The sequence below is a fragment of the Methylibium petroleiphilum PM1 genome, from assembly GCF_000015725.1.
Taxonomy (GTDB): Bacteria; Pseudomonadota; Gammaproteobacteria; order Burkholderiales; family Burkholderiaceae_C; genus Methylibium; species Methylibium petroleiphilum.
Genome location: NC_008825.1, coordinates 3,071,531 through 3,089,821, shown reverse-complemented (window position 1 = coordinate 3,089,821; position 18,291 = coordinate 3,071,531). Strand labels below are relative to the sequence as shown.

19 protein-coding genes are annotated in these 18,291 nt (G+C 69.5%); 13 read left to right on the top strand and 6 right to left on the bottom strand.

The genetic code is table 11. The features are described 5' to 3' along the window. Window positions 1-74 precede the first annotated feature (74 nt). Window positions 75-1,454 (bottom strand): CHASE3 domain-containing protein, encoded by a 1,380-nt coding sequence (locus MPE_RS14645; protein ID WP_011830485.1) that lies wholly within the window; start codon window positions 1,452-1,454, stop codon window positions 75-77. A 105-nt stretch (window positions 1,455-1,559) separates the two neighbouring features. Here MPE_RS14645 and MPE_RS14640 point away from each other — a divergent pair, with 105 nt between their 5' ends. Then, entirely contained in the window at window positions 1,560-2,198 is a 639-nt protein-coding gene (locus MPE_RS14640) for a response regulator (protein ID WP_011830484.1), read from the top strand. Between the two features lie 23 nt (window positions 2,199-2,221). Here MPE_RS14640 and MPE_RS14635 read toward each other — a convergent pair whose 3' ends face one another. The 3 genes from MPE_RS14635 to MPE_RS14625 form a co-directional block, all read right to left on the bottom strand. After that, the gene (locus MPE_RS14635) at window positions 2,222-2,620 is read right to left on the bottom strand and encodes a response regulator transcription factor (RefSeq protein WP_011830483.1); all 399 of its coding nucleotides are present in this window, start codon (window positions 2,618-2,620) and stop codon (window positions 2,222-2,224) included. Window positions 2,621-2,781: 161 nt separating this feature from the next. Beyond that, window positions 2,782-3,690 carry a tRNA glutamyl-Q(34) synthetase GluQRS gene (gluQRS, locus tag MPE_RS14630; RefSeq protein ID WP_011830482.1) on the bottom strand — a complete coding sequence of 303 codons (909 nt, stop codon included), beginning with the start codon at window positions 3,688-3,690 and terminating at the stop codon, window positions 2,782-2,784. Between the two features lie 43 nt (window positions 3,691-3,733). Next, window positions 3,734-4,393 (bottom strand): GntR family transcriptional regulator, encoded by a 660-nt coding sequence (locus MPE_RS14625; RefSeq protein WP_036231936.1) that lies wholly within the window; start codon window positions 4,391-4,393, stop codon window positions 3,734-3,736. 129 nt (window positions 4,394-4,522) lie between these two features. On the opposite strand from MPE_RS14625, the gene MPE_RS14620 reads away from it, so the two are divergent. The 8 genes from MPE_RS14620 (at window position 4,523) to mdcB (ending at window position 12,637) form a co-directional block, all read left to right on the top strand. After that, window positions 4,523-5,527 carry a Bug family tripartite tricarboxylate transporter substrate binding protein gene (locus tag MPE_RS14620; RefSeq protein WP_011830480.1) on the top strand — a complete coding sequence of 335 codons (1,005 nt, stop codon included), beginning with the start codon at window positions 4,523-4,525 and terminating at the stop codon, window positions 5,525-5,527. Window positions 5,528-5,605: 78 nt separating this feature from the next. Beyond that, entirely contained in the window at window positions 5,606-6,547 is a 942-nt protein-coding gene (locus tag MPE_RS14615; RefSeq protein WP_041929704.1) for a LysR family transcriptional regulator, read from the top strand. 159 nt (window positions 6,548-6,706) lie between these two features. Then, on the top strand, window positions 6,707-8,080 hold the full coding sequence (locus MPE_RS14610) for an SLC13 family permease (protein WP_011830478.1): 1,374 nt from the start codon (window positions 6,707-6,709) through the stop codon (window positions 8,078-8,080). Window positions 8,081-8,128: 48 nt separating this feature from the next. Then, window positions 8,129-9,811 (top strand): malonate decarboxylase subunit alpha, encoded by a 1,683-nt coding sequence (gene mdcA / locus MPE_RS14605; protein ID WP_011830477.1) that lies wholly within the window; start codon window positions 8,129-8,131, stop codon window positions 9,809-9,811. Window positions 9,812-9,827: 16 nt separating this feature from the next. After that, the gene (gene mdcC / locus MPE_RS14600; RefSeq protein WP_011830476.1) at window positions 9,828-10,160 is read left to right on the top strand and encodes a malonate decarboxylase acyl carrier protein; all 333 of its coding nucleotides are present in this window, start codon (window positions 9,828-9,830) and stop codon (window positions 10,158-10,160) included. Next, window positions 10,157-11,032 (top strand): biotin-independent malonate decarboxylase subunit beta, encoded by an 876-nt coding sequence (locus MPE_RS14595; RefSeq protein WP_011830475.1) that lies wholly within the window; start codon window positions 10,157-10,159, stop codon window positions 11,030-11,032. The genes mdcC and MPE_RS14595 overlap by 4 nt, the downstream gene beginning before the upstream one ends. 11 nt (window positions 11,033-11,043) lie before the next feature. Beyond that, on the top strand, window positions 11,044-11,745 hold the full coding sequence (locus MPE_RS14590; protein WP_011830474.1) for a biotin-independent malonate decarboxylase subunit gamma: 702 nt from the start codon (window positions 11,044-11,046) through the stop codon (window positions 11,743-11,745). Window positions 11,746-11,770: 25 nt separating this feature from the next. Further along, window positions 11,771-12,637, top strand: a complete 867-nt coding sequence (gene mdcB, locus MPE_RS14585) for a triphosphoribosyl-dephospho-CoA synthase MdcB (RefSeq protein ID WP_375136171.1) — start codon at window positions 11,771-11,773, stop codon at window positions 12,635-12,637. Window positions 12,638-12,662: 25 nt separating this feature from the next. Here the strand turns inward: mdcB and MPE_RS14580 are convergent, their stop codons facing one another. Then, window positions 12,663-13,643 (bottom strand): LysR substrate-binding domain-containing protein, encoded by a 981-nt coding sequence (locus MPE_RS14580; RefSeq protein ID WP_011830472.1) that lies wholly within the window; start codon window positions 13,641-13,643, stop codon window positions 12,663-12,665. 122 nt (window positions 13,644-13,765) lie between these two features. Here MPE_RS14580 and MPE_RS14575 point away from each other — a divergent pair, with 122 nt between their 5' ends. The 4 genes from MPE_RS14575 (at window position 13,766) to MPE_RS14560 (ending at window position 16,706) form a co-directional block, all read left to right on the top strand. After that, window positions 13,766-14,467, top strand: a complete 702-nt coding sequence (locus MPE_RS14575) for a pirin family protein (protein WP_011830471.1) — start codon at window positions 13,766-13,768, stop codon at window positions 14,465-14,467. A 58-nt stretch (window positions 14,468-14,525) separates the two neighbouring features. Next, window positions 14,526-15,080 carry a flavodoxin family protein gene (locus tag MPE_RS14570; RefSeq protein ID WP_011830470.1) on the top strand — a complete coding sequence of 185 codons (555 nt, stop codon included), beginning with the start codon at window positions 14,526-14,528 and terminating at the stop codon, window positions 15,078-15,080. Between the two features lie 10 nt (window positions 15,081-15,090). Beyond that, window positions 15,091-15,663, top strand: a complete 573-nt coding sequence (locus tag MPE_RS14565) for an NADPH-dependent FMN reductase (protein WP_011830469.1) — start codon at window positions 15,091-15,093, stop codon at window positions 15,661-15,663. Window positions 15,664-15,800: 137 nt separating this feature from the next. Then, window positions 15,801-16,706 (top strand): alpha/beta hydrolase, encoded by a 906-nt coding sequence (locus MPE_RS14560; RefSeq protein WP_011830468.1) that lies wholly within the window; start codon window positions 15,801-15,803, stop codon window positions 16,704-16,706. A gap of 27 nt (window positions 16,707-16,733) precedes the next feature. Here MPE_RS14560 and MPE_RS14555 read toward each other — a convergent pair whose 3' ends face one another. Further along, complete coding sequence (locus MPE_RS14555; protein ID WP_011830467.1) at window positions 16,734-18,203, bottom strand: flavin-containing monooxygenase; 1,470 nt, start codon at window positions 18,201-18,203, stop codon at window positions 16,734-16,736. Between the last annotated feature and the right edge of the window lie 88 nt (window positions 18,204-18,291).

Here is an 18,291-nt window from a genome sequence, read left to right as displayed (position 1 = left end):
ACCTATGAGACGCCACCGCCGGGTGCTGTCGTCCGCCACAGCACATCGCTGTAGGACGGCGCTCACGTGCCCGCTCAGGTGGCGAGCTCGTCGCCTTCGTCCGATGGGGGAGGGCGCTTCGGCAGTCGCGCGCTCAGGCGCGAGCCCTCGCCGGGCCGAGACTCGACCTTCATCTCTCCGCCCTCGGCCTCCACGCGGAAGCGCATGCCGGCCAGACCGTGAGCGCCGCTGCGCACACGCTCGGGATCGAAGCCGCTGCCGTCGTCGCTCACCGAGATCTCGACGCCCTCCTCGCCGATCGCGCTCAGCCGCACCTCGACCTGCGTGGCCTTCGCGTACTTGGCGATGTTGGTCAGCGCCTCCTGCACGAAGCGGTAGATCGTGAGGTCGCCGCTGTCACCGAGCTTCACCGGCGCGAAGTCGGTGTGCACGGCCATGCCGGAGCGCTCGCCGAACTCGCGGGTCAGGATGTCGAGCGACACGGTCAGGCCCAGGTGGCCCAGCGCCGAGGGCCGCAGGTCCTCGATGATGCGGCGCTTGAGCGCGATCCCGCTGTTGAGCGCCTCGTTGAGATGCGCCAGCCGCTTCGCGGCCTCGGGAGTCACGGTCGGCAGGTGGGTGCGCAGCCGTGCGACATCGAGCTTGGCCGAGGTCAGCAGGGCACCGAGTTCATCGTGCAGTTCGCGTGCCAGGTGGCTGCGTTCGCTTTCCTGCGCGGTCTGCAGGTGGCGCGCAAGCACGGTGAGTTCGTGCGTGCGCTGGTTCACCTGCGACTCGAGCAGGTCGCGTTCGGCCTGCAGCGCCGCGCGCCGGCGTTCGCGTTCCAGTCCCAGCTCGCGCGTCTGCTTCAGGTAGAAATAGAACGCCAGCACGCTGAGCACCGTCATGGCCGCCACGCCGAGCCGGCTGATCAACAGCGTCTGCTTCACCTGCGACTGGTGATCCGCCAGGCGCTGCATCTCCACGCCGATCAGGCGATCGACCACGACACGTATCGTCTGCTGCATCTCCAGCCCGACGTCGAGTTGCAGCAGGCTGCGCCAGGCGTCCTCGCGGCCCTCCCGGTGCAGCTGGATCGTTTCGGACATCTCCGACAGCTTCTTCTCGATGGCTCGCGCCAGCGTCTCGAAGTCGGTCAGCTGCGCAGGGTGGGTCGCGTAGTACCTCGACAGGGACGGCAGCAGCTCCTTGATTTGGGTTACCGCGTTGCGGTAGGGCGTGAGGTAGGCTTCCTTGCCGGTCAGCAGGTAGCCGCGCTGGCCGGTCTCGGCATCGACCATGTAGCGCAGCACGCGGCCGACGTGGATGCGTGCATCGACGGCGGCGTTGGTCTCCTGGATGGCTGCCAGCGAGCGGTGGTAGGAGGTCTCACTGATCAGCAGCAGTGCCAGTGCCACCAGCAGTGCGAGCGGAAAACTGAGGGCGGACTTGCGCCACAGGCGAGTGCGTGTCATGCGTGAGGCTCGGCGTGATCGCCGACGGGTGAGGGTGTGCAGGATGCACGGGTCACCACGGGCGACCTAGAATCGTTCGCACCGCGGCCCTGATCAGCGAAGTCCATGTCCATCAAAGTTGCGATCGTCGATGACCACGCCATCGTGCGTGCCGGTTTGCGCCAGTATCTCGCCGAGCAGATGGATCTGCAGGTCGTCGCCGAAGCCTCCAACGGCCGCGAGGCGATGGACCTGGTGCGCGCCGGCGGCATCGATGTGCTGATCCTCGACGTGTCGATGCCCGACCAGAACGGCGTCGACGTGCTGTCGGGCATCCGCGCACGCGCGCCCGAGCTGCCGGTGCTGATCCTCAGCTCCTATCCCGAGACGCACTACGCCACCGCCTTGCTCAAACAGGGCGCCAGCGGTTACCTGAACAAGGAGTGCGATCCTCAGGAGATCCTCACCGCGGTGCGCACGCTGTCGCGCGGGCGGCGCTACATCACGCCGGCCGTGGCGGAGCTGCTGGCCGATCAGCTGGGTGGCGGCAAGGCCGAAGGATTGCCTCATGAGCAGCTGTCCGAGCGCGAGTTGCAGGTGTTCCTGCGCCTGGCACAGGGCGAGACCATCGGGGCCATTGGCGAGAGTCTCTCGTTGAGCGTGAAGACGGTCAGCACCTACCGCACGCGGGTCATGGAGAAGATGAAGCTCGCGTCCAACAGCGACCTCACCTACTACGCGCTGAAGAACGGCCTGATCCAATAGCGGGCGCGGCGGCGCCCGGCGTTTCACGCCACGGATGCGGCCTGCGCGCCATCGGGCAGATGGCCGCAGAAGTCGATCAGGCCGTCGATCTCGTTGGACTTGTCGAACACCGCGTCGGCGCGCAGTTCCATGCATTTCATGCGCAGGTCGATCGTCGCGTAGTTGCTGAAGACCACCAGCTTGCGCTCCGGAGGGCGATGCTTGCACGCTTGCAGCACGCCGAGCCCCGAACCCTGCTTGAGAAACAGGTCGACGATCAGCAGATCCCAGCCGTCGGGGTGTTCGGCCAGCCATGCGAGTGCGCCCGCTTCGCCGTCGGACCAACCGACCACGGACACCGGCGTCAATTCTTCGAGGGTATCAATGAGATTGGCCCGGATGACCGGGCTGTCTTCGACGATGAAAACGCGACGCGATGGCATGAAATGCAGGGCAGGGGTGAATGGGGCCGCAGGATCGCTGCCGCCACCATGTGTCTTTTGATGTTATCGGAGACGATGGGTGCGCCGCGTCAGTGCGGGGCGGTTGAGCGTGTAGTCCTGTTCCTACACGGCGGACGCTGCCCGGCCTTCGGTCCCCAACTTCAGTCTGGCGCTGCGTGAGCCGCGCGCCAGGCCAGGATGGCGCGATCCAGCCATGCGCGCACCGAGCGGTCTCGCGGCACGGTCAGGCCCAGAACGGCCCCGGCCGTCGCCAGCGTGGCCGCCGGGTCGGACAGATGAAGTGCGGGCGCCCCATGCTGTTTGCTGAGCTTCTCGCCGTCAGCCGCGCGCACCAGCGGCGTGTGCAGGTAGCGCGGTGTCGGCAGGCCCAGCGCACGCTGCAGCAGGATCTGGCGGGCGGTGTTGTCGGCGAGGTCCTCGCCGCGCACCACGTGGGTCACGCCCTGCGCCGCGTCGTCCACCACCACCGCAAGCTGGTAGGCCCACAGACCGTCGGCGCGCCGCAGCACGAAATCGCCGACGGCCCGATCGACGGCCTGCCGCTGCGCACCCAGTCGCCGATCGTTCCAGTCCACGAGCGCCGCCGCGGGCAAGTGCAGCCGCCAGGACCGGGCTCTGCGGTCGTGCAGCCCACCGTTCTCGGGCCGGCAGGTGCCCGGGTAGACGAGTTCGGCGTGGCGTGAGGGCAGCAGGCCGCGGGCCGAGTTCGCTGCGACGATCTGTTGCCGCGTGCAGACGCACGGATACGCCATACCGTCCTGCTGCAGGCGATCGAGCGCCGCCTGGTAGAGCGCGCCGCGCTCGCTCTGGCGCAGTGGCGGCGCATCCGGGCGCAGGCCCAGCTGATCGAGCTGGCTCAGGATCTCGGCCTCGGCGCCGGGCACGCAGCGCGGCGTATCCACGTCCTCGATGCGCACCAGCCACCGCCCGCCGTGGGCGCGCGCGTCCAGCCAGCTCGCCAGCGCCGCGACCAGCGAGCCGGCATGCAGCGGGCCGGTGGGAGAGGGCGCGAACCGGCCGACGTAGAGAGGAGGTGGGCGCGGGTTCACGGCGCGGTCCGGTCCTGCGCGATGCCGGGGTATCGCGCCAGGCTCAGGATGCGGCGGGCGCGAGTTCGGCGAGCGAGGCCAGCAGGTCGCCGAAGCGTTCGCCCTGCACCACCACATGCGCGCGCAAGGTGTTGGCCGCCGCCTCGGCGTCGCCCGCCAGCACCGCACGGACGATGGCATCGTGCTCGGCGAACGAGGTGTTCATGCGGTTGCGCACCCGCAGCTGCAGGCGGCGGTAGGGCCGCAACCGGCGGTTCAGCGACTGCGCCTGCTCGTTCAGGAAGCCGTTGTGGCTGCCTTCGTACAGCGCGAAGTGAAAGCGCTCGTTGCACAGGTAGTAGGCCTCGGGGTCGCTGTCGGAGCGCGCCTGCTCGCAGGCCTGGTGGGCGCGCACAAGTTCCGCGCGCTCCTTGTCGGTCATGCGCCTCGCGGCCAGGCGACCGCACATCGCCTCCAGCTCGCTCATCACCTCGAACATCTCGATCAGCCGGGCGGGGCCGATGGCGGCCACCACCGCGCCGCGCCGTGGCCGCAGCTCGATCAAGCCTTCGGCGGACAGCTGGATCAGCGCCTCGCGCACGGGGGTGCGCGAGACGCCGTGGCGTTCCACCAGCGTGGCCTCGTCCAGCGTGCTGCCGGGCGCCAATTCACCGGTGGCGATCTGCTCCTCGATCAGATCGCGTAGCTGTCCCGATATCTTCATGACCCCATTTTTGCATGCCACAACCCCCTCAGGGCATCCACCAGGGTTGACGGCAGATGTGATGATGGGTTTAATGTATACATAAAAATGATATAAACATACATAAGGCGATTCACCAGGAGACACGCCATGCTTCAGAAGACCCCTTTCCTCGCCCTGTCACGCTTGCTGCCCAGGGTTGCCGTGCTGCTTGCCGCTGTGCTGGCGGGCAGCCTGCAGCCGGCGCTCGCGCAGGCCTGGCCGGCCAAGCCGGTGACGGTCATCGTGCCCTTCCCGGCCGGTGGCGGCACCGATGCCTTCGCGCGGCCGCTGTTCGCGCAGCTGACCAAGCAGCTCGGCCACCAGGTGATCATCGACAACAAGGGGGGCGCCGGCGGCAACGTGGGCGCCACGCTGGCGGCCAAGGCCGCGCCCGATGGCTACACCTGGTTCATGGGCGCGGTGCACCACGCCATCGCGCCGGCGGTCTACCCCAAGCTCGACTACAACCTCGGCGCCGACTTCGTGCCGGTGGCCCTGCTCTCGAGCGTGCCGCAGGTGATCGTCGTCAACCCGCAGCGCCTGCAGGTGAAGGACGTCAAGGAGTTCCTGGCCTATGTGCGCGCCAATCCGGGCAAGGTGAATTACGGCTCGGCGGGCAATGGCACCTCGCATCATCTGGCCGGTGAACTGTTCAAGCTGCAGACCCAGACCTTCATCACGCACATCCCCTATCGTGGCGCCGGTCCGGCGCTGCAGGACCTGATGGCAGGTCAGGTGGACGTGATGTTCGACGGCCTCGGATCGTCGGCGGCGCACATCAAGGGGGGGCGTCTCAAGGCGCTGGCGGTGGCCGGCGACAAGCGTGCCGCCGGCTATCCCGACATCCCGACGGTCGCCGAGAGCGGCGTGCCGACCTACCAGGTGGCCACCTGGTATGGGCTGTGGGCGCCCAAGGGCACGCCGCAGGCGGCGATCGACCGCATGACCGCCGAACTGCAGAAGGCCCACGGCACGAAGGAGATCAAGGACGCCTGGACGACGCTCGGCGCCGACACGCCCACTCTCTACGGTACGGCCTTCGGCGACTTCGTCAGCGCGGAGACCAAGCGATGGGCCGGCGTGGTGAAGGCCTCCAACGTGAAGCTCGACTGAGGCCGTGTCCGGGCCGCCGTGCCCGGACCGATGCCGACGCGCACGAGCCCGTGGAACAGAGCCGCTGCGAGCGACACCATGGCTGCCCCTCCCCGCGATGTCACCGCGGCCGTCCGTGTCGAAGAGGCGATCACCTTCCGCCGGCTCGAGATCCTGCTGGCCTTCATGGAGACCGGGAATCTCGCGCGCGCCGCGGAGAAGCTCGACACCAGCGCGGTCAGCGTGCACCGTGCCCTGCATGCGCTGGAAAGCGGTCTGCGTTGCGCGCTGTTCCGCCACGAGGGCCGGAACCTGCACCCCACCGACGCTGCGCAGGCACTGGCGGAGGTTGCGCGCGAGGTGCTGCGCGGCATGACGGAGGGCATCCGGTCCACCCGCGAAGTGGCGGGTTATTCGGCCGACCGCATCCGCATCGGATCGCTCTACTCGCTGACCCACCAGACGGTGCCGGCGCTGGTCATGGGCATGAAGCTGCGCAAGCCCGACGTGCAGACCGAACTGGTGCTCGGCTCCAATGCCGACCTGCTGCAGAAGCTGCGCGACGGCAGCGTCGATGCTGCGCTGATGGGGTCGCCCGAGAGCGCCGCCGACGTGGAATCGGAACCGCTGTTCGAGGACGACATCTTCTTCGCCGCGCCGGCCCGCTCGCGCTATGCGGCGCTGCAGGAGGTCGACCTGTCCGCTTGCGCCGAGGAGCGTTTCGTCTCCCTGAGCGAAGGCTTCGTGACCTACGGCGGATTCCTGGAGTCGTTCCGCATCGCCGGCTTCACGCCGAACGTCGTCATGAAGACCGGCGACATCTTCTCGCTGATGAACCTGGTGAGCGGTGGCATCGGCTGCACGCTGCTGCCGGGGCGGGTGCGCAGCGTGATGCCGCAGGACGTGCAGTTCATCCCCTTGCAGCCCAGATACCTGATGCGCCAGACCATCGGCCTGCACTTCCTGCGGACGCGCGAGCGCGATCCGAATCTGCTGGCGCTGCTGGCGGTGTGCCGACTCGCAAGGGCCAAGCCCCTTTGAGGCTGGGCATGAGCGTTCGCGGGTTAACCCTCGATCGTTTCATCCGGCGTAATCGTCGACCTCGCTGCTTCATTGATCGTCCCGGACGGCGTGCGTACCTTCTGGCCACGCACAAACGGCGCCCGCGTGCCGTACCAAAACCCCGTCGGAGACAAATCGATGAGTGCTCACTGGATTTCCATCTGCACGTTGATCGGCATGTTCGTGCTCGCCACCGTGCTGCCGATCAACATGGGCGTGATCGCCTTCGTCGGCGCCTTCCTTGTCGGCACGCTGGTGGCCGGCCTGAACGCCAAGGCCATCCTGGGGGGCTTCCCCGCCGATCTGTTTCTGACCCTGGTCGGCATCACCTACCTGTTCGCGCTGGCGCAGAACAACGGCACGATCGACTGGCTCGTCAAGCTGGCGGTGCGGGCGGTACGCGGGCGCATCGCCGCCATCCCGTGGATCATGTTCTTCATTGCGGCGTTGCTCACGTCCGTCGGCGCGGTCAGTCCCGCGGCCGTGGCGATCATCGCGCCGATCGCGCTCGGTTTCGCGGCCAAGTACGGCATCAATCCGCTGATGATGGGCTTGATGGTCGTGCACGGCGCGCAGGGCGGCGGCTTCTCGCCGATCAGCATCTACGGCGGCATCACCAACAAGATCGTCGCCAAGGCGGGCCTGCCGCTCAGCGAGATGACGACCATGCTGGCGAGCCTGGGGGTCAACTTGACGGTGTCGCTGCTGCTGTTCTTCATGTTCGGCGGCATGAAGCTGCTGCGTCAGAAGGCCGACGCGAGTGGCGAAGTCCCTGCCGTGCGCCGCACAGCGCACGGTCAGGGCGGAGCCCAGGTATACGGCGATGCCGAAGCAGAGGCGCTCACGGAAGAGCACCGCACCGCCATTCGGGACGACGATTCCCTGATGAATGCCGCACCGGTGGCATCCGCGGACACGGGTTCACGCACCTATCAGCTGGCCACCGTGGCCGGCCTGATCGGACTGGCCGTGCTGACGCTGTTCTTCAAGCAGGACATCGGCTTCGTGTCGATCTCCATCGGCCTGCTGCTGACGCTGATGGCGCCCAACCTGCAGAAGCGCGCTCTGGGGCAGGTGTCGTGGCCGGAGATCATGCTGATCGTGGGCGTCAGCACCTTCGTGGGTGTGATGGACAAGATGGGCACGATCGATTTCGTGGGGCACAGCGTCGCGGGACTCACCTCGCCGCTGATGGCTGCGCTGCTGTTGTGCTTCGTCGGCGCGGTGGTGTCCGCCTTCGCCTCCTCGACCGCGGTGCTCGGGTCGCTGATTCCACTGGCGGTGCCCTTCCTGGAGGGCGATGCCGGCGTCAGCGCCATCGGCTTCATCGCCGCGATGGCGGTGTCGTCGACCATCGTCGACGTGAGCCCGTTCTCCACGAATGGCGCACTGGTTCTTGCCAACGCGAAGGGCATCGACCGCGACGTGTTCTTCCGGCAGCTGTTGGTGTACGGCGCCATCGTGACGCTGGTGGCCCCGGTGGTGGTGTGGCTGCTCTTCGTCGTGCTCTGAGGCGGCCGGTGAGCGCGGTCTGAATTCAATCCAACCCATCGGAAATCCATGGAAGCCAGACACTGGAACTCCAAGGCCGACGAGCGTGCCGCCCGGCTGGCGCGCGCGAGCAGCGCGCTCGGCGCACGGCTCACCGGCAAGTGCGTCGATGCCGCGGCGATCACCACCCTGCTCGAGGCGGTGATCGCTTCCGGAGATCGCGTCTGCCTCGAAGGCAACAACCAGAAGCAGGCCGATTTCCTGGCGAAGGCGCTGGTGAAGATCGATCCGAAGCGGGTCCACGGACTGCACATGGTGCAGTCGGTGCTGGCCCTGCCGGAGCATCTGGACATCTTCGAGAACGGCGTCGCATCGCGGCTCGACTTCAGCTTCTCGGGACCTCAGGGCGCACGGCTGGCCCAGCTGGTGTCGGGCGGGCGCATCGAGATCGGCGCGATCCACACCTACCTCGAACTGTTCGCGCGCTACTTCGTCGACCTCACGCCCAAGGTGGCCCTGGTCGCCGCGCAGGCGGCCGACGCACAAGGCAACCTCTACACCGGCCCCAATACCGAAGACACGTCGGCCATCGTGGAGGCGACGGCGTTTTCCGGCGGCATCGTGATCGCGCAGGTCAACGAACTGGTCGATGGCAAGACCACCACGCTGCCGCGCGTCGACGTCCCGGCCGACTGGGTCAGCTTCGTGGTGAAGGCGCCGCACCCCAACTTCATCGAACCGCTCTTCACCCGCGATCCCGCGCAGATCAGCGAGATCCAGGTGCTGATGGCCATGATGGCGATCAAGGGCATCTACGGCGAGTACGGCGTGCAGCGCCTGAACCACGGCATCGGCTTCGACACGGCGGCGATCGAGCTGCTGTTGCCGACCTACGGCGAATCGCTGGGGCTGAAAGGAAAGATCGGCAAGCACTGGGCCTTGAACCCGCACCCGGCGCTGATTCCGGCCATCGAGGCCGGGTGGGTCGAATCGGTGCACTCCTTCGGCTCCGAGCTCGGCATGGAGGACTACGTCCGCGCCCGCTCCGATGTGTTCTTCACCGGGCCGGACGGCAGCCTGCGCAGCAACCGGGCCTTCTGCCAGGCGGCCGGGCACTACGCCTGCGACATGTTCATCGGCTCGACCCTGCAGATGGATCTTGACGGCAACAGCTCCACCGCCACGCTGGGACGCATCGCCGGCTTCGGTGGCGCGCCCAACATGGGCGCCGACGCGCGCGGCCGGCGCCACGCCAGCCCCGCTTGGCTGAAGGCCGGCCGCGAGGCGCGCTCCGGCCGCAGCGGTGCGGCGGGCACGCCGCGCGGGCAGAAGCTGGTGGTCCAGATGGTCGAGACCTTCCGCGAACACATGCAACCGGCCTTCGTCGAAAGGCTCGACGCCTGGACGCTGCAGGAACAGTCCGGCATGGCCCTGCCGCCGATCATGATCTACGGCGAGGACGTGTCGCACATCCTGACCGAGGAAGGGATCGCGAACCTGCTGCTATGCCGCAGCGACGCCGAGCGCGAGCAGGCGATCCGGGGCGTCGCCGGCTACACCGCCGTGGGATTGGCGCGCGACCGGCGCGCCGTCGAGAACCTGCGCGACCGCGGCGTGATCCGCCGGCCGCAGGACCTCGGCATCGATCCACGCCAGGCGACGCGCAATCTGCTGGCGGCCCGCAGCATGCGTGATCTGGTGGACGCGTCGGGCGGCTTGTACCAACCCCCCCGCCGGTTCAGAAACTGGTAGCAGGAGATTCCCAAGCATGAGCGACGTCCCCTCAGGGCTCGAGACCCTGGTCTTCTCGTTCAGCGGTGGCCGGCCGGCGGGCAGCTTCGCCCCCGTGCTGGTCGGCGTGGTCGGATCGGGCAACCTCGAGGTGATGCTCGAGGCCGCAGAACGCCCGGATTGCGAGATTCGCGTCGTGACGTCGGCGCGTGGCTTCGGCGCGATCTGGCAGGCCGTGATGACCGACTTTCACGAGCGCCAGCCGCTGTCCGGCTTGCGCATCTCGATCAACGACATGGGCGCCACGCCGGCGGTCGTTAGTCTGCGGCTCGACCAGGCGGTGGCCGGGATCGCCGGAGGGCAACCATGATCAGCTTCGCAGAATGCTCGGCCCGGGAGCGGCTGGCGCGGGTGTTCGACGCCGCGACATTCCACGAATGGCTGCCGCCGACCGAGCGCGTCATCAGCCCGCACCTCGAACAGCTCGGCGTGCCCTCGGCCTTCGACGATGGCGTCGCCATCGGCCGCGCGACGCTCGAGGGCCACACGGTCTTCGTCGCCGCCCAGGAAGGTGAGTTCATGGGCGGTGGGGTGGGCGAGGTGCATGGCGCCAAGCTGGTCGGCCTGCTGCGGCGGGCGCTGCGCGACCGGCCGGCGGCGGTGCTGCTGCTGGCCGAGTCCGGCGGCGTGCGCCTGCACGAGGCCAATGCCGGCCTGATCGCGGTGTCCGAGGTCATGCGCGCGGTGCTCGACGTGCGCGCGGCGGGCATCCCGGTCGTGATGCTGATCGGCGGCGCCAACGGCTGCTTCGGCGGCATGGGCATCGTGGCGCGCTGTGCGGACCGCGTGGTCATGAGCGACATGGGCCGGCTGGCGATGTCGGGTCCGGAGGTGATCGAGGCGTCGCAAGGCGTCGAAGAGTTCGATTCCCGAGATCGCGCGCTGGTCTGGCGCACCACGGGTGGCAAGCACCGCTGGCTCAGCGGCGATTGCGACGTGCTGGTGAAGGACGACGTGGCGGCGTTCCGGGCCGCGGCCATCGACGCGCTCGACGCATCGCGCCCCGTGTCGATGGAGACGCTGGAGCGTGAACACGCGCTGCTCGCTAGGCGGCTGCGGCTGCTGCCCGACGCGCTCGACAGCGACGAGGCGGTGGCACTGTGGGGGCTGCTGGGCGTGGCCGACGCCGCCCGCGTGCCCGACCTCGACGTCGATGCCCTGCGCTCCCTGCGCACGGTCTGAGGAGCACTGGAATGGACTGGAACACACTGGCCACGGCCTTGTTCGGCGCCGACCACGGCATCTCCCAGGAAGGCGATGTGTTGCGCGGCAACGTGCGCTTCGACGGGAACCCACTCACGGTCATCGGCACGACCAACCACGCACCGATCGGTGTGCGGCTCGCGCTGGAGCAGGCGCGCGTCGTGCTCGACACGGTCGCGCAGCACCCGGGCCGGCCGATCCTGCTGCTGATCGACACGCAGGGTCAGATGCTGCGCCGCCGGGACGAACTGCTGGGGATCAACCGCGCGATGGCGCATCTGGGGATGAGCATCGACTTCGCGCGGCGACGCGGTCACCGCGTGCTGGGGCTGGTGTACGACCAGGCGTTGTCCGGCGGCTTCATCACCTCCGGGCTGATCGCCGATGCCTGCGACGCGCTGCCCGAGGCCGAGATCCGCGTGATGCGCATCCCGGCGATGGCGCGCGTCACCAAGATCTCCGAAGACCGGCTCACCGAGCTCTCGCGCAGCAACCCGGTGTTCGCACCCGGCGTGGAGAACTACGTGGCGATGGGCGGCGTGCGCAGGCTGTGGACGGGCGATCTGGCGGTGGCGCTGCGCGAGGCCCTGGCCTCGGCCTCCGGCGAGGACGTGCGCGCCGCCGACGGTCGGACGCGCGGCGGGCGCCGGCTCGCGGCGGCGGTGATCCAGCGCGTGCTCGATGCGGCCTGAACCGCGAGCCGGCGCGCATGGCGCGCTGCAGCGGGCCGTGGTCGGCACCGCTGTCGCAGCGGGCCCGGTGCATGGCGCCGCGCAGCGCATCGGCCGGGCCGCCACGGTGGCGCTGTACGAGGAGCTGGCGCTCTACCCGAAGCCCGGTCTGGTGTCGTTCATCGACCGCGGCAGCCATGCCGACATGGACGCCACCACTTTCATGCGCAGCCTGTTCGCGTTGCGACGTTACTTCCCGCAGGCGGCGGCGCTCGGCGCGCAGCAGGCAGGCTTCGACGCGCTGGAGCGGCTGGGCATCGACGCGGAGCGGCGCATGCTGTGCGCCACCGGTGGCATCAACACCCACCGCGGCGCGGTGTTCACGCTGGGTCTGCTGTGCGCCAGTGCCGGCGCGGTGCTCGCGCAGGGCGGCCCGTGCACGCCGGCCGCGCTGCGGGCCGCGCTGCGGCGCGGCTGGGGCGCGGCCTTGCAGGCGCGCTGCGCGCGGCCGCGGTCCTCGGCCGGCCAGCGCGTGACGCAGCAGCACGGCCTGCGCGGTGCCAGCGAGGAAGCCGCGCTGGGCCTGCCGGTGCTGTTCGACGTGGCCGTGCCAGCGCTACGCCGGGCGCTGGCGCACGGCCTCGCTGTGCGCGCCGCACGGCTCGAGGCGTTGTTCCACGTGATCGCCGTGCTGGACGACACCAACCTGGCCCACCGCGGCGGCCTGCCGGGACTGCGCTACGCGCAGGGTGCCGCGGCGAATTTCCTCGCGGCCGGCGGCGCCGCGCAGGGCGATGCGTCAGCGCAGGCCGAAGCCATCCACCGCGAGTTCGTGGCGCGGCGCCTGTCACCCGGCGGCGCGGCCGACGTGCTGGCCGCAGCCTGCTGGGTGCAGCGCGTCTGCACCGATTGAACGGGGCGCCGCCGGGTTCAGATGCTCAGAGCACCAGCCCGGCGTGCTGCTCCAGCAGCGCCCGCTGCGTGGCCCCGCTGCGCAGCTGTGACAGCCACCATTGCAAGGCCAGGCCCGGCGCGCTGTTGCCCGGCGCATGCCAGGCGTAGTGCAGGCCGAGGTTGCGCGTCGGCAGCGTGGTCTGCTTGATCACCAGCCGACCGGCCTCGGCATGGCGGCGCAGCAGCGGCTCGGGCATCGAGCCGCAGCCCAGTCCGCGCAGCAGCGCCTCCAGCTTGGCGGCGAGGGAGGGTACGGTGAGCACATCCTGGCCAGGCTGCACGCCCAGCGTCATCGGCGCGAAACTGTGCGCACTGTCGGCGATGGCGACCACGCGGTGCGCGGCGATCGTCTCGGCCGACAGCGGCTCGGGCAGGGCCGCGAGCGCATGGTGGGGAGCCACCGCGAAGCGCATGTCCAGCGAGCCCAGCGGTTCGCAGCGGATGCCGCTGCTGCCCTGCGAGGGATCCCCGGCCAGGCCGATCGCCAGGTCGGCCCGGCCGGTGGCCAGCACCTCCCAGGTGCCCGACAGCACCTCGCTGCGCAGCCGCAGCCGCGTCGGCGGCGGGCTGTCTGGGGCATGGCGGGTCGCGACGCGCAGCGTGTAGAAGGCCTCGACCAGCTCGAACACCGCGGTGGGCGCCAGGATGTTGTCGACCGCGACGGTGAGCTGGGTCTCCCAGCCGGTGGCGACGCGCTTGACGCGGTTGGCCACCGCGTCGATCTCCAGCAGCAGCCGCCGGCCCTCGTGCAGCAGCTCCTCGCCGGCGGCGGTGAGCTTGGCCTGGCGCGAGCTGCGGTCGAACAGCAGCACGTCGAGCGCGTCTTCGAGCTGACGCACGCTGTAGGTCAGCGCCGACGGCACCTTGCCCAGCTCGCGCGCTGCCGCCGCGAAGCTGCCGGTGCGGGCGATCAGGTCGACCATGGTCAGCGCTTCGGGCGTCAGGACGTTGCGTCGGTCGCTCATCGGGCTTTCCAGCTTCAAGGACTTTGAATGATGCCATCAAGCCGCAGTGGGCGATCGCGACCCGAGCCCCTCCTACATTGGATTCATCGCGGTGACCTCCACCGCCCCACCAGGAGTCCTCGATGATCACCCTGCGCAAGTCTGCCGAACGGGGCTATGCCGACCACGGCTGGCTCAAGAGCCACCACAGCTTCTCGTTCGCCGAGTACCACGACCCGGCCCACATGGGCTTCGGCAACCTGCGTGTCATCAACGAGGACCGCATCGCGCCCGGGACCGGCTTCGGCACGCACGGCCACCGCGACATGGAGATCATCAGCTACGTGCTCGACGGCGCACTGGGGCACAAGGACAGCATCGGCAACGGTGCGGCCATCCAGCCCGGCGACGTGCAGCGCATGAGCGCGGGAACCGGCATCCGCCACAGCGAGTTCAACCATGCGACGCAGCAGACCACGCATTTCCTGCAGATCTGGATCCTGCCGGAAGCGCAGGGCGTCGCGCCGGGCTACGAGCAGAAGCACTTCGCGGCCGACAGCAAGCGCGGCGTGCTCAAGCTCGTGGCTTCGCCCGACGGCCGCGACGGCGCGGTGACGCTGCATGCCGATGCCGCGATGTACGTCGGCCTGTTCGACGGCGCCGAAGCCGCCGCACTGGTGCTCGACCCGAAGCGGCTGGCCTATGTGCACGTGGCCCGCGGCAGCGTCAGCGTGAACGGCCGGGCGCTGCAGGCCGGCGACGCGGCCCAGCTCGACGGCGAGAGCCGGCTCGAGCTGAGCCACGGCGAAGGCGCCGAAGTGCTCGTGTTCGACCTGGCGCGCTGAGGCGCGCCGGGCTTTGCATTCCCGTCCCCTGTCTCGACCTCCTCGAAAGGAATCCACCATGTCCAAGATCGTGATCGTGTTCCACAGCGGCTACGGCCACACCCGCCGCATGGCCGAATCGGTGGCCCAGGGCGCCGGCGGCGAACTGCTGGCCATCGACGCCGAGGGCAACCTGCCCGAGGGTGGCTGGGAGAAGCTGGCCGCGGCCGACGCCATCATCATGGGCTCGCCGACCTACATGGGCAGCGTGAGCTGGCAGTTCAAGAAGTTCGCCGACGCCTCCAGCAAGCCCTGGTTCGGCCAGGCCTGGAAGGACAAGATGTTCGCCGGCTTCACCAACAGCGCCTCGATGAACGGCGACAAGCTGTCGACGCTGCACTACCTGTTCACGCTGGCGATGCAGCACAGCGGCGTGTGGGTCGGCACCGGCCTGATGCCCAGCAACAGCAAGGCTGCGGGGCGCAACGACATCAACTACGTGGCGTCGTTCTCTGGAGCCATGGCACAGAGCCCGTCGGACGCCAGCGTCGACGAGATGCTGCCGGGTGATCTGGAGACCGCCCGCCTGTTCGGCGCGCGGGTCGCCACAATGGCCGCTCGTCTGAACAAGTAAGGAGTGAACGATGGCCGGTCTGCGCGTGTTGTTGATTCCGGGCAGTGCCCGCACGGGCTCGTGGAACCTCAAGCTCGCGCAGGCGGCCGCGACCGTGCTGCGCGAGCTGGGTGCCGAGCCCAGCGTGGCCGACCTGCGCGCGCTGGCGCTGCCGGTCTACGACGCCGACCTCGAGGCGGCCCAGGGCGTGCCGGCCGGCGCCAGCGCACTGGCACGGCAGATGGCGGGACACGATGCCTTCGTGGTGGTCTCTCCCGAGTACAACGCCTTCCCCACGCCGCTGCTGATCAACACCATCGACTGGGTGTCGCGCCTGCCCGAGGGCATGAAGGCGATGAACGGCAAGCCTGCCGCGCTGCTGAGCGCCTCGCCGGGCGCGCTGGGTGGCCTGCGCAGCCTGCTGGTGCTGCGCAACTTCCTGTCCATCAATCCGGCGATGCTGGTGATCCCGCCGCAGTTCGCGCTCGGCAATGCGGCCCAGGCCTTCACGGCCGACGGCGCGCTGGCCGACGAAAAGCAGGCCAAGTCCCTGCACGGCGTGCTGGCCGCGCTGCTGAAGACGGCGACGGCGCTGCGCGCCTGAGTCGCGGGTCTGGCACGAAACGGAACAGTCGTGCCGGCCGACGCCGTGTCTCGTTCCTGGGACGCCCACGCAGGGTAAACAACCGCTTGTCCGCAGGCCGGCTTCGGGCGACGCTGCGACTCCCAGGAGATTGCACGATGAGACACGATATCGAGTTCAAGACCGAAGACGGCACCACCCTGCGAGGCTGGCACTACGTGCCGGGCGGCGACGGGCCGAAGTTCCCGACCGTGGTCATGTCGCACGGCTTCTCGGCCGTCAAGGAGATGTACCTCGACCACTACGCGGAGGCCCTGGCTGGCGTCGGCGTGGCGTCGGTGGTCTACGACAACCGCAACCTCGGCGCCAGCGACGGCCTGCCGCGCCAGGAGGTCGATCCGCTGCAGCAGATCCGCGACTACCGCGACGCGATCACCTACGCCGAGACGCTGCCGCAGACCGACGCCGAGCGCATCGGCGTGTTCGGCTCCAGCTACAGCGGCGGCCACGTGCTGGTCGTCGCGGCGCTCGACCGGCGCGTCAAGTGCGTCGCGTCGCAGGTGCCGCTGATCTCGGGGCACCGCAATGCGCGCCGGCTGGTGCGTGCCGACCAGTTCGCCGGGCTGCGCGCGCTGTTCGACCAGGACCGCCGGGCCCGCCTGCGCGGCGAGCCGCCGATGACGATGCCGATCATCTCGGAAGACCCGGCCGGGCCGGCAGCGTTGCCGACCGCCGATTCGTGGTCGTTCATGAGCGCGACCCACCTGCTGCGCGCACCGTCGTGGAAGAACGAGATCACCCTGCGCTCGGTGGAGATGTTCGGCGAGTACGAGCCGGGGGCGCACATCGCCTACATCAGCCCGACGCCGCTGCTGATGATCGTCGCGCTGCAGGACCACCTGACGGTCGCCGACGAGGCGCTGGCGGCCTATGAGCGTGCGCTCGAGCCGAAGAAGCTGGTGCTGCTGAAGGGCGGCCACTTCGATGCCTACGTGCAGGACTTCCACATCGCCGGCACAGCCGTCTCCGACTGGTTCCGCCAGCACCTGGTGACGGCCGGCTGAGTCGCGGCACCGAAGCGCCGCGCCGCTTCAGGGCGCGGCGGGTTCGAGCCGGTAGGCCCCAGCGTCGAAGCGGCGCGTGCGGCGCCGGAACTCGAAGGTGAAGCCCGGCCAGATGACGGTGTTGCGGCCGTTGCGGTCGAGGTACCAGCTGCGGCAGCCGCTGGCCCAGGCGGTGCCGGCCAGGCGGCGCTGCAGCTCTGCGTTGTAGGCGTCCTGCGCCTCGCGCCGCACCTCCACGCTGCGCAGCCCGCGCTCGCGCAGCGTGCGCAGCGCGTCGCCGATGTAGGCCAGCTGTGCCTCGATCATCAGCAGCACCGAGGTGTGGCCGAGCCCGGTGTTCGGCCCGTTCAGCAGGAACAGGTTGGGAAAGCCGGCGACGGTGGTGCCGAGATAGGCCTCGCTGGCCTGCTCCCAGGCGTCGCGCAGGTCCAGCCCGTCGCGCCCGACCAGCGTGCCGGCCGGCAGGCGCCCTTGCACGCGAAAGCCGGTGCACCACACCAGCACGTCGGCCGCGCGTTCGTGGCCGTCGGCCGTGACCACGCCGCGCGGCGTGATCTCGCGGATCGCCTCGCTCACCAGTTCGACATCCGGCCGCGCCAGCGCCGGGTAATAGTCGTTCGACAGCAGCACGCGCTTGCAGCCTAGCGCATCGTCGGGCGTGAGGCGGGCACGCAGCGCCGGGTCCGCGATCTGGCGGCGCAGGTGGCGGCGCGCCTCGGCCTCGCCCACGCGCAGCCATCGGGGCCGCTGCACCAGCGGGATCGCGCGTGCCTCGTGCAGCCAGTAGCTTGCCCCGCGGGCGATCCGCTGGGCGAACGGCCAGCGCGCGAACAGCCGGCGCTCCCAGTCGTGCAGCGCGCGGTCGCCCTTGGGCAGCACCCAGGCCGGCGTGCGCTGGTAGAGATCGACCTGCGCTGCCCGGCCGGCCAGCTGCGGCACGAGCTGGATCGCGCTGGCGCCGGTGCCGATCACCGCGACGCGGCGCCCGGTCAGGTCCAGCCCGTCGGGCCAGGCGGCGCTGTGGACGCTGAGGCCGGCGAAGCGCTCGATGCCCTCGATGCGTGGCAGCGCCGGGTTGCTGAGGCCGCCGAGGCCTGCGATCAACACCGGCGCGCTGAACCGTCGACCGTCGGCGGTGAGCACCTGCCAGCGACCGGCCGTGGCGTCCCAGCGGGCCTCGCGCAGCGCCGCACCGAAGCGCAGGTGCGGGCCGAGTCGGTACTTGCGCACGCAGTGCTCGAGGTAGTCGCGGATCTCGTGCCAGGGCGCGTAGGCACGGGTCCAGCGCGGGTTGGGCTCGAACGAATAGGAGTACAGGTGCGAGGGCACGTCGCAGGCGCAACCGGGGTAGCGGTTGTCCCGCCAGGTGCCGCCCACCGCGTCAGCGCGTTCGAGGATCGCGAAGTCGTCGATGCCGTCGCGACGCAGCCGGATGGCCATGCCCAGGCCGGCAAAGCCGGCGCCGACGATCAGGACCGCGTGTTCTTGGACACTCATGCACTGGGGAGGAAGGACCGAGGCGCGACTTTAAGGGAAGGCGACATGCGCACCGGCGTGGCGCGACGGGACGGCAGTGGACTAGCAT

What these genes read in the sequence shown, in the direction of transcription:
- mdcC (WP_011830476.1), top strand. Translation starts at nt 9,828, where the DNA reads ATGAGCGACGTCCCCTCAGGGCTCGAGACCCTGGTCTTCTCGTTCAGC.
- MPE_RS14560 (WP_011830468.1), top strand. Translation starts at nt 15,801, where the DNA reads ATGAGACACGATATCGAGTTCAAGACCGAAGACGGCACCACCCTGCGA.
- MPE_RS14620 (WP_011830480.1), top strand. Translation starts at nt 4,523, where the DNA reads ATGCTTCAGAAGACCCCTTTCCTCGCCCTGTCACGCTTGCTGCCCAGG.
- MPE_RS14580 (WP_011830472.1), bottom strand. Translation starts at nt 13,643, where the DNA reads ATGAGCGACCGACGCAACGTCCTGACGCCCGAAGCGCTGACCATGGTC.
- MPE_RS14590 (WP_011830474.1), top strand. Translation starts at nt 11,044, where the DNA reads ATGGACTGGAACACACTGGCCACGGCCTTGTTCGGCGCCGACCACGGC.
- MPE_RS14645 (WP_011830485.1), bottom strand. Translation starts at nt 1,454, where the DNA reads ATGACACGCACTCGCCTGTGGCGCAAGTCCGCCCTCAGTTTTCCGCTC.
- MPE_RS14640 (WP_011830484.1), top strand. Translation starts at nt 1,560, where the DNA reads ATGTCCATCAAAGTTGCGATCGTCGATGACCACGCCATCGTGCGTGCC.
- MPE_RS14575 (WP_011830471.1), top strand. Translation starts at nt 13,766, where the DNA reads ATGATCACCCTGCGCAAGTCTGCCGAACGGGGCTATGCCGACCACGGC.
- MPE_RS14635 (WP_011830483.1), bottom strand. Translation starts at nt 2,620, where the DNA reads ATGCCATCGCGTCGCGTTTTCATCGTCGAAGACAGCCCGGTCATCCGG.
- MPE_RS14615 (WP_041929704.1), top strand. Translation starts at nt 5,606, where the DNA reads ATGGCTGCCCCTCCCCGCGATGTCACCGCGGCCGTCCGTGTCGAAGAG.
- MPE_RS14595 (WP_011830475.1), top strand. Translation starts at nt 10,157, where the DNA reads ATGATCAGCTTCGCAGAATGCTCGGCCCGGGAGCGGCTGGCGCGGGTG.
- MPE_RS14565 (WP_011830469.1), top strand. Translation starts at nt 15,091, where the DNA reads ATGGCCGGTCTGCGCGTGTTGTTGATTCCGGGCAGTGCCCGCACGGGC.
- MPE_RS14555 (WP_011830467.1), bottom strand. Translation starts at nt 18,203, where the DNA reads ATGAGTGTCCAAGAACACGCGGTCCTGATCGTCGGCGCCGGCTTTGCC.
- MPE_RS14610 (WP_011830478.1), top strand. Translation starts at nt 6,707, where the DNA reads ATGAGTGCTCACTGGATTTCCATCTGCACGTTGATCGGCATGTTCGTG.
- mdcA (WP_011830477.1), top strand. Translation starts at nt 8,129, where the DNA reads ATGGAAGCCAGACACTGGAACTCCAAGGCCGACGAGCGTGCCGCCCGG.
- MPE_RS14570 (WP_011830470.1), top strand. Translation starts at nt 14,526, where the DNA reads ATGTCCAAGATCGTGATCGTGTTCCACAGCGGCTACGGCCACACCCGC.
- MPE_RS14625 (WP_036231936.1), bottom strand. Translation starts at nt 4,393, where the DNA reads ATGAAGATATCGGGACAGCTACGCGATCTGATCGAGGAGCAGATCGCC.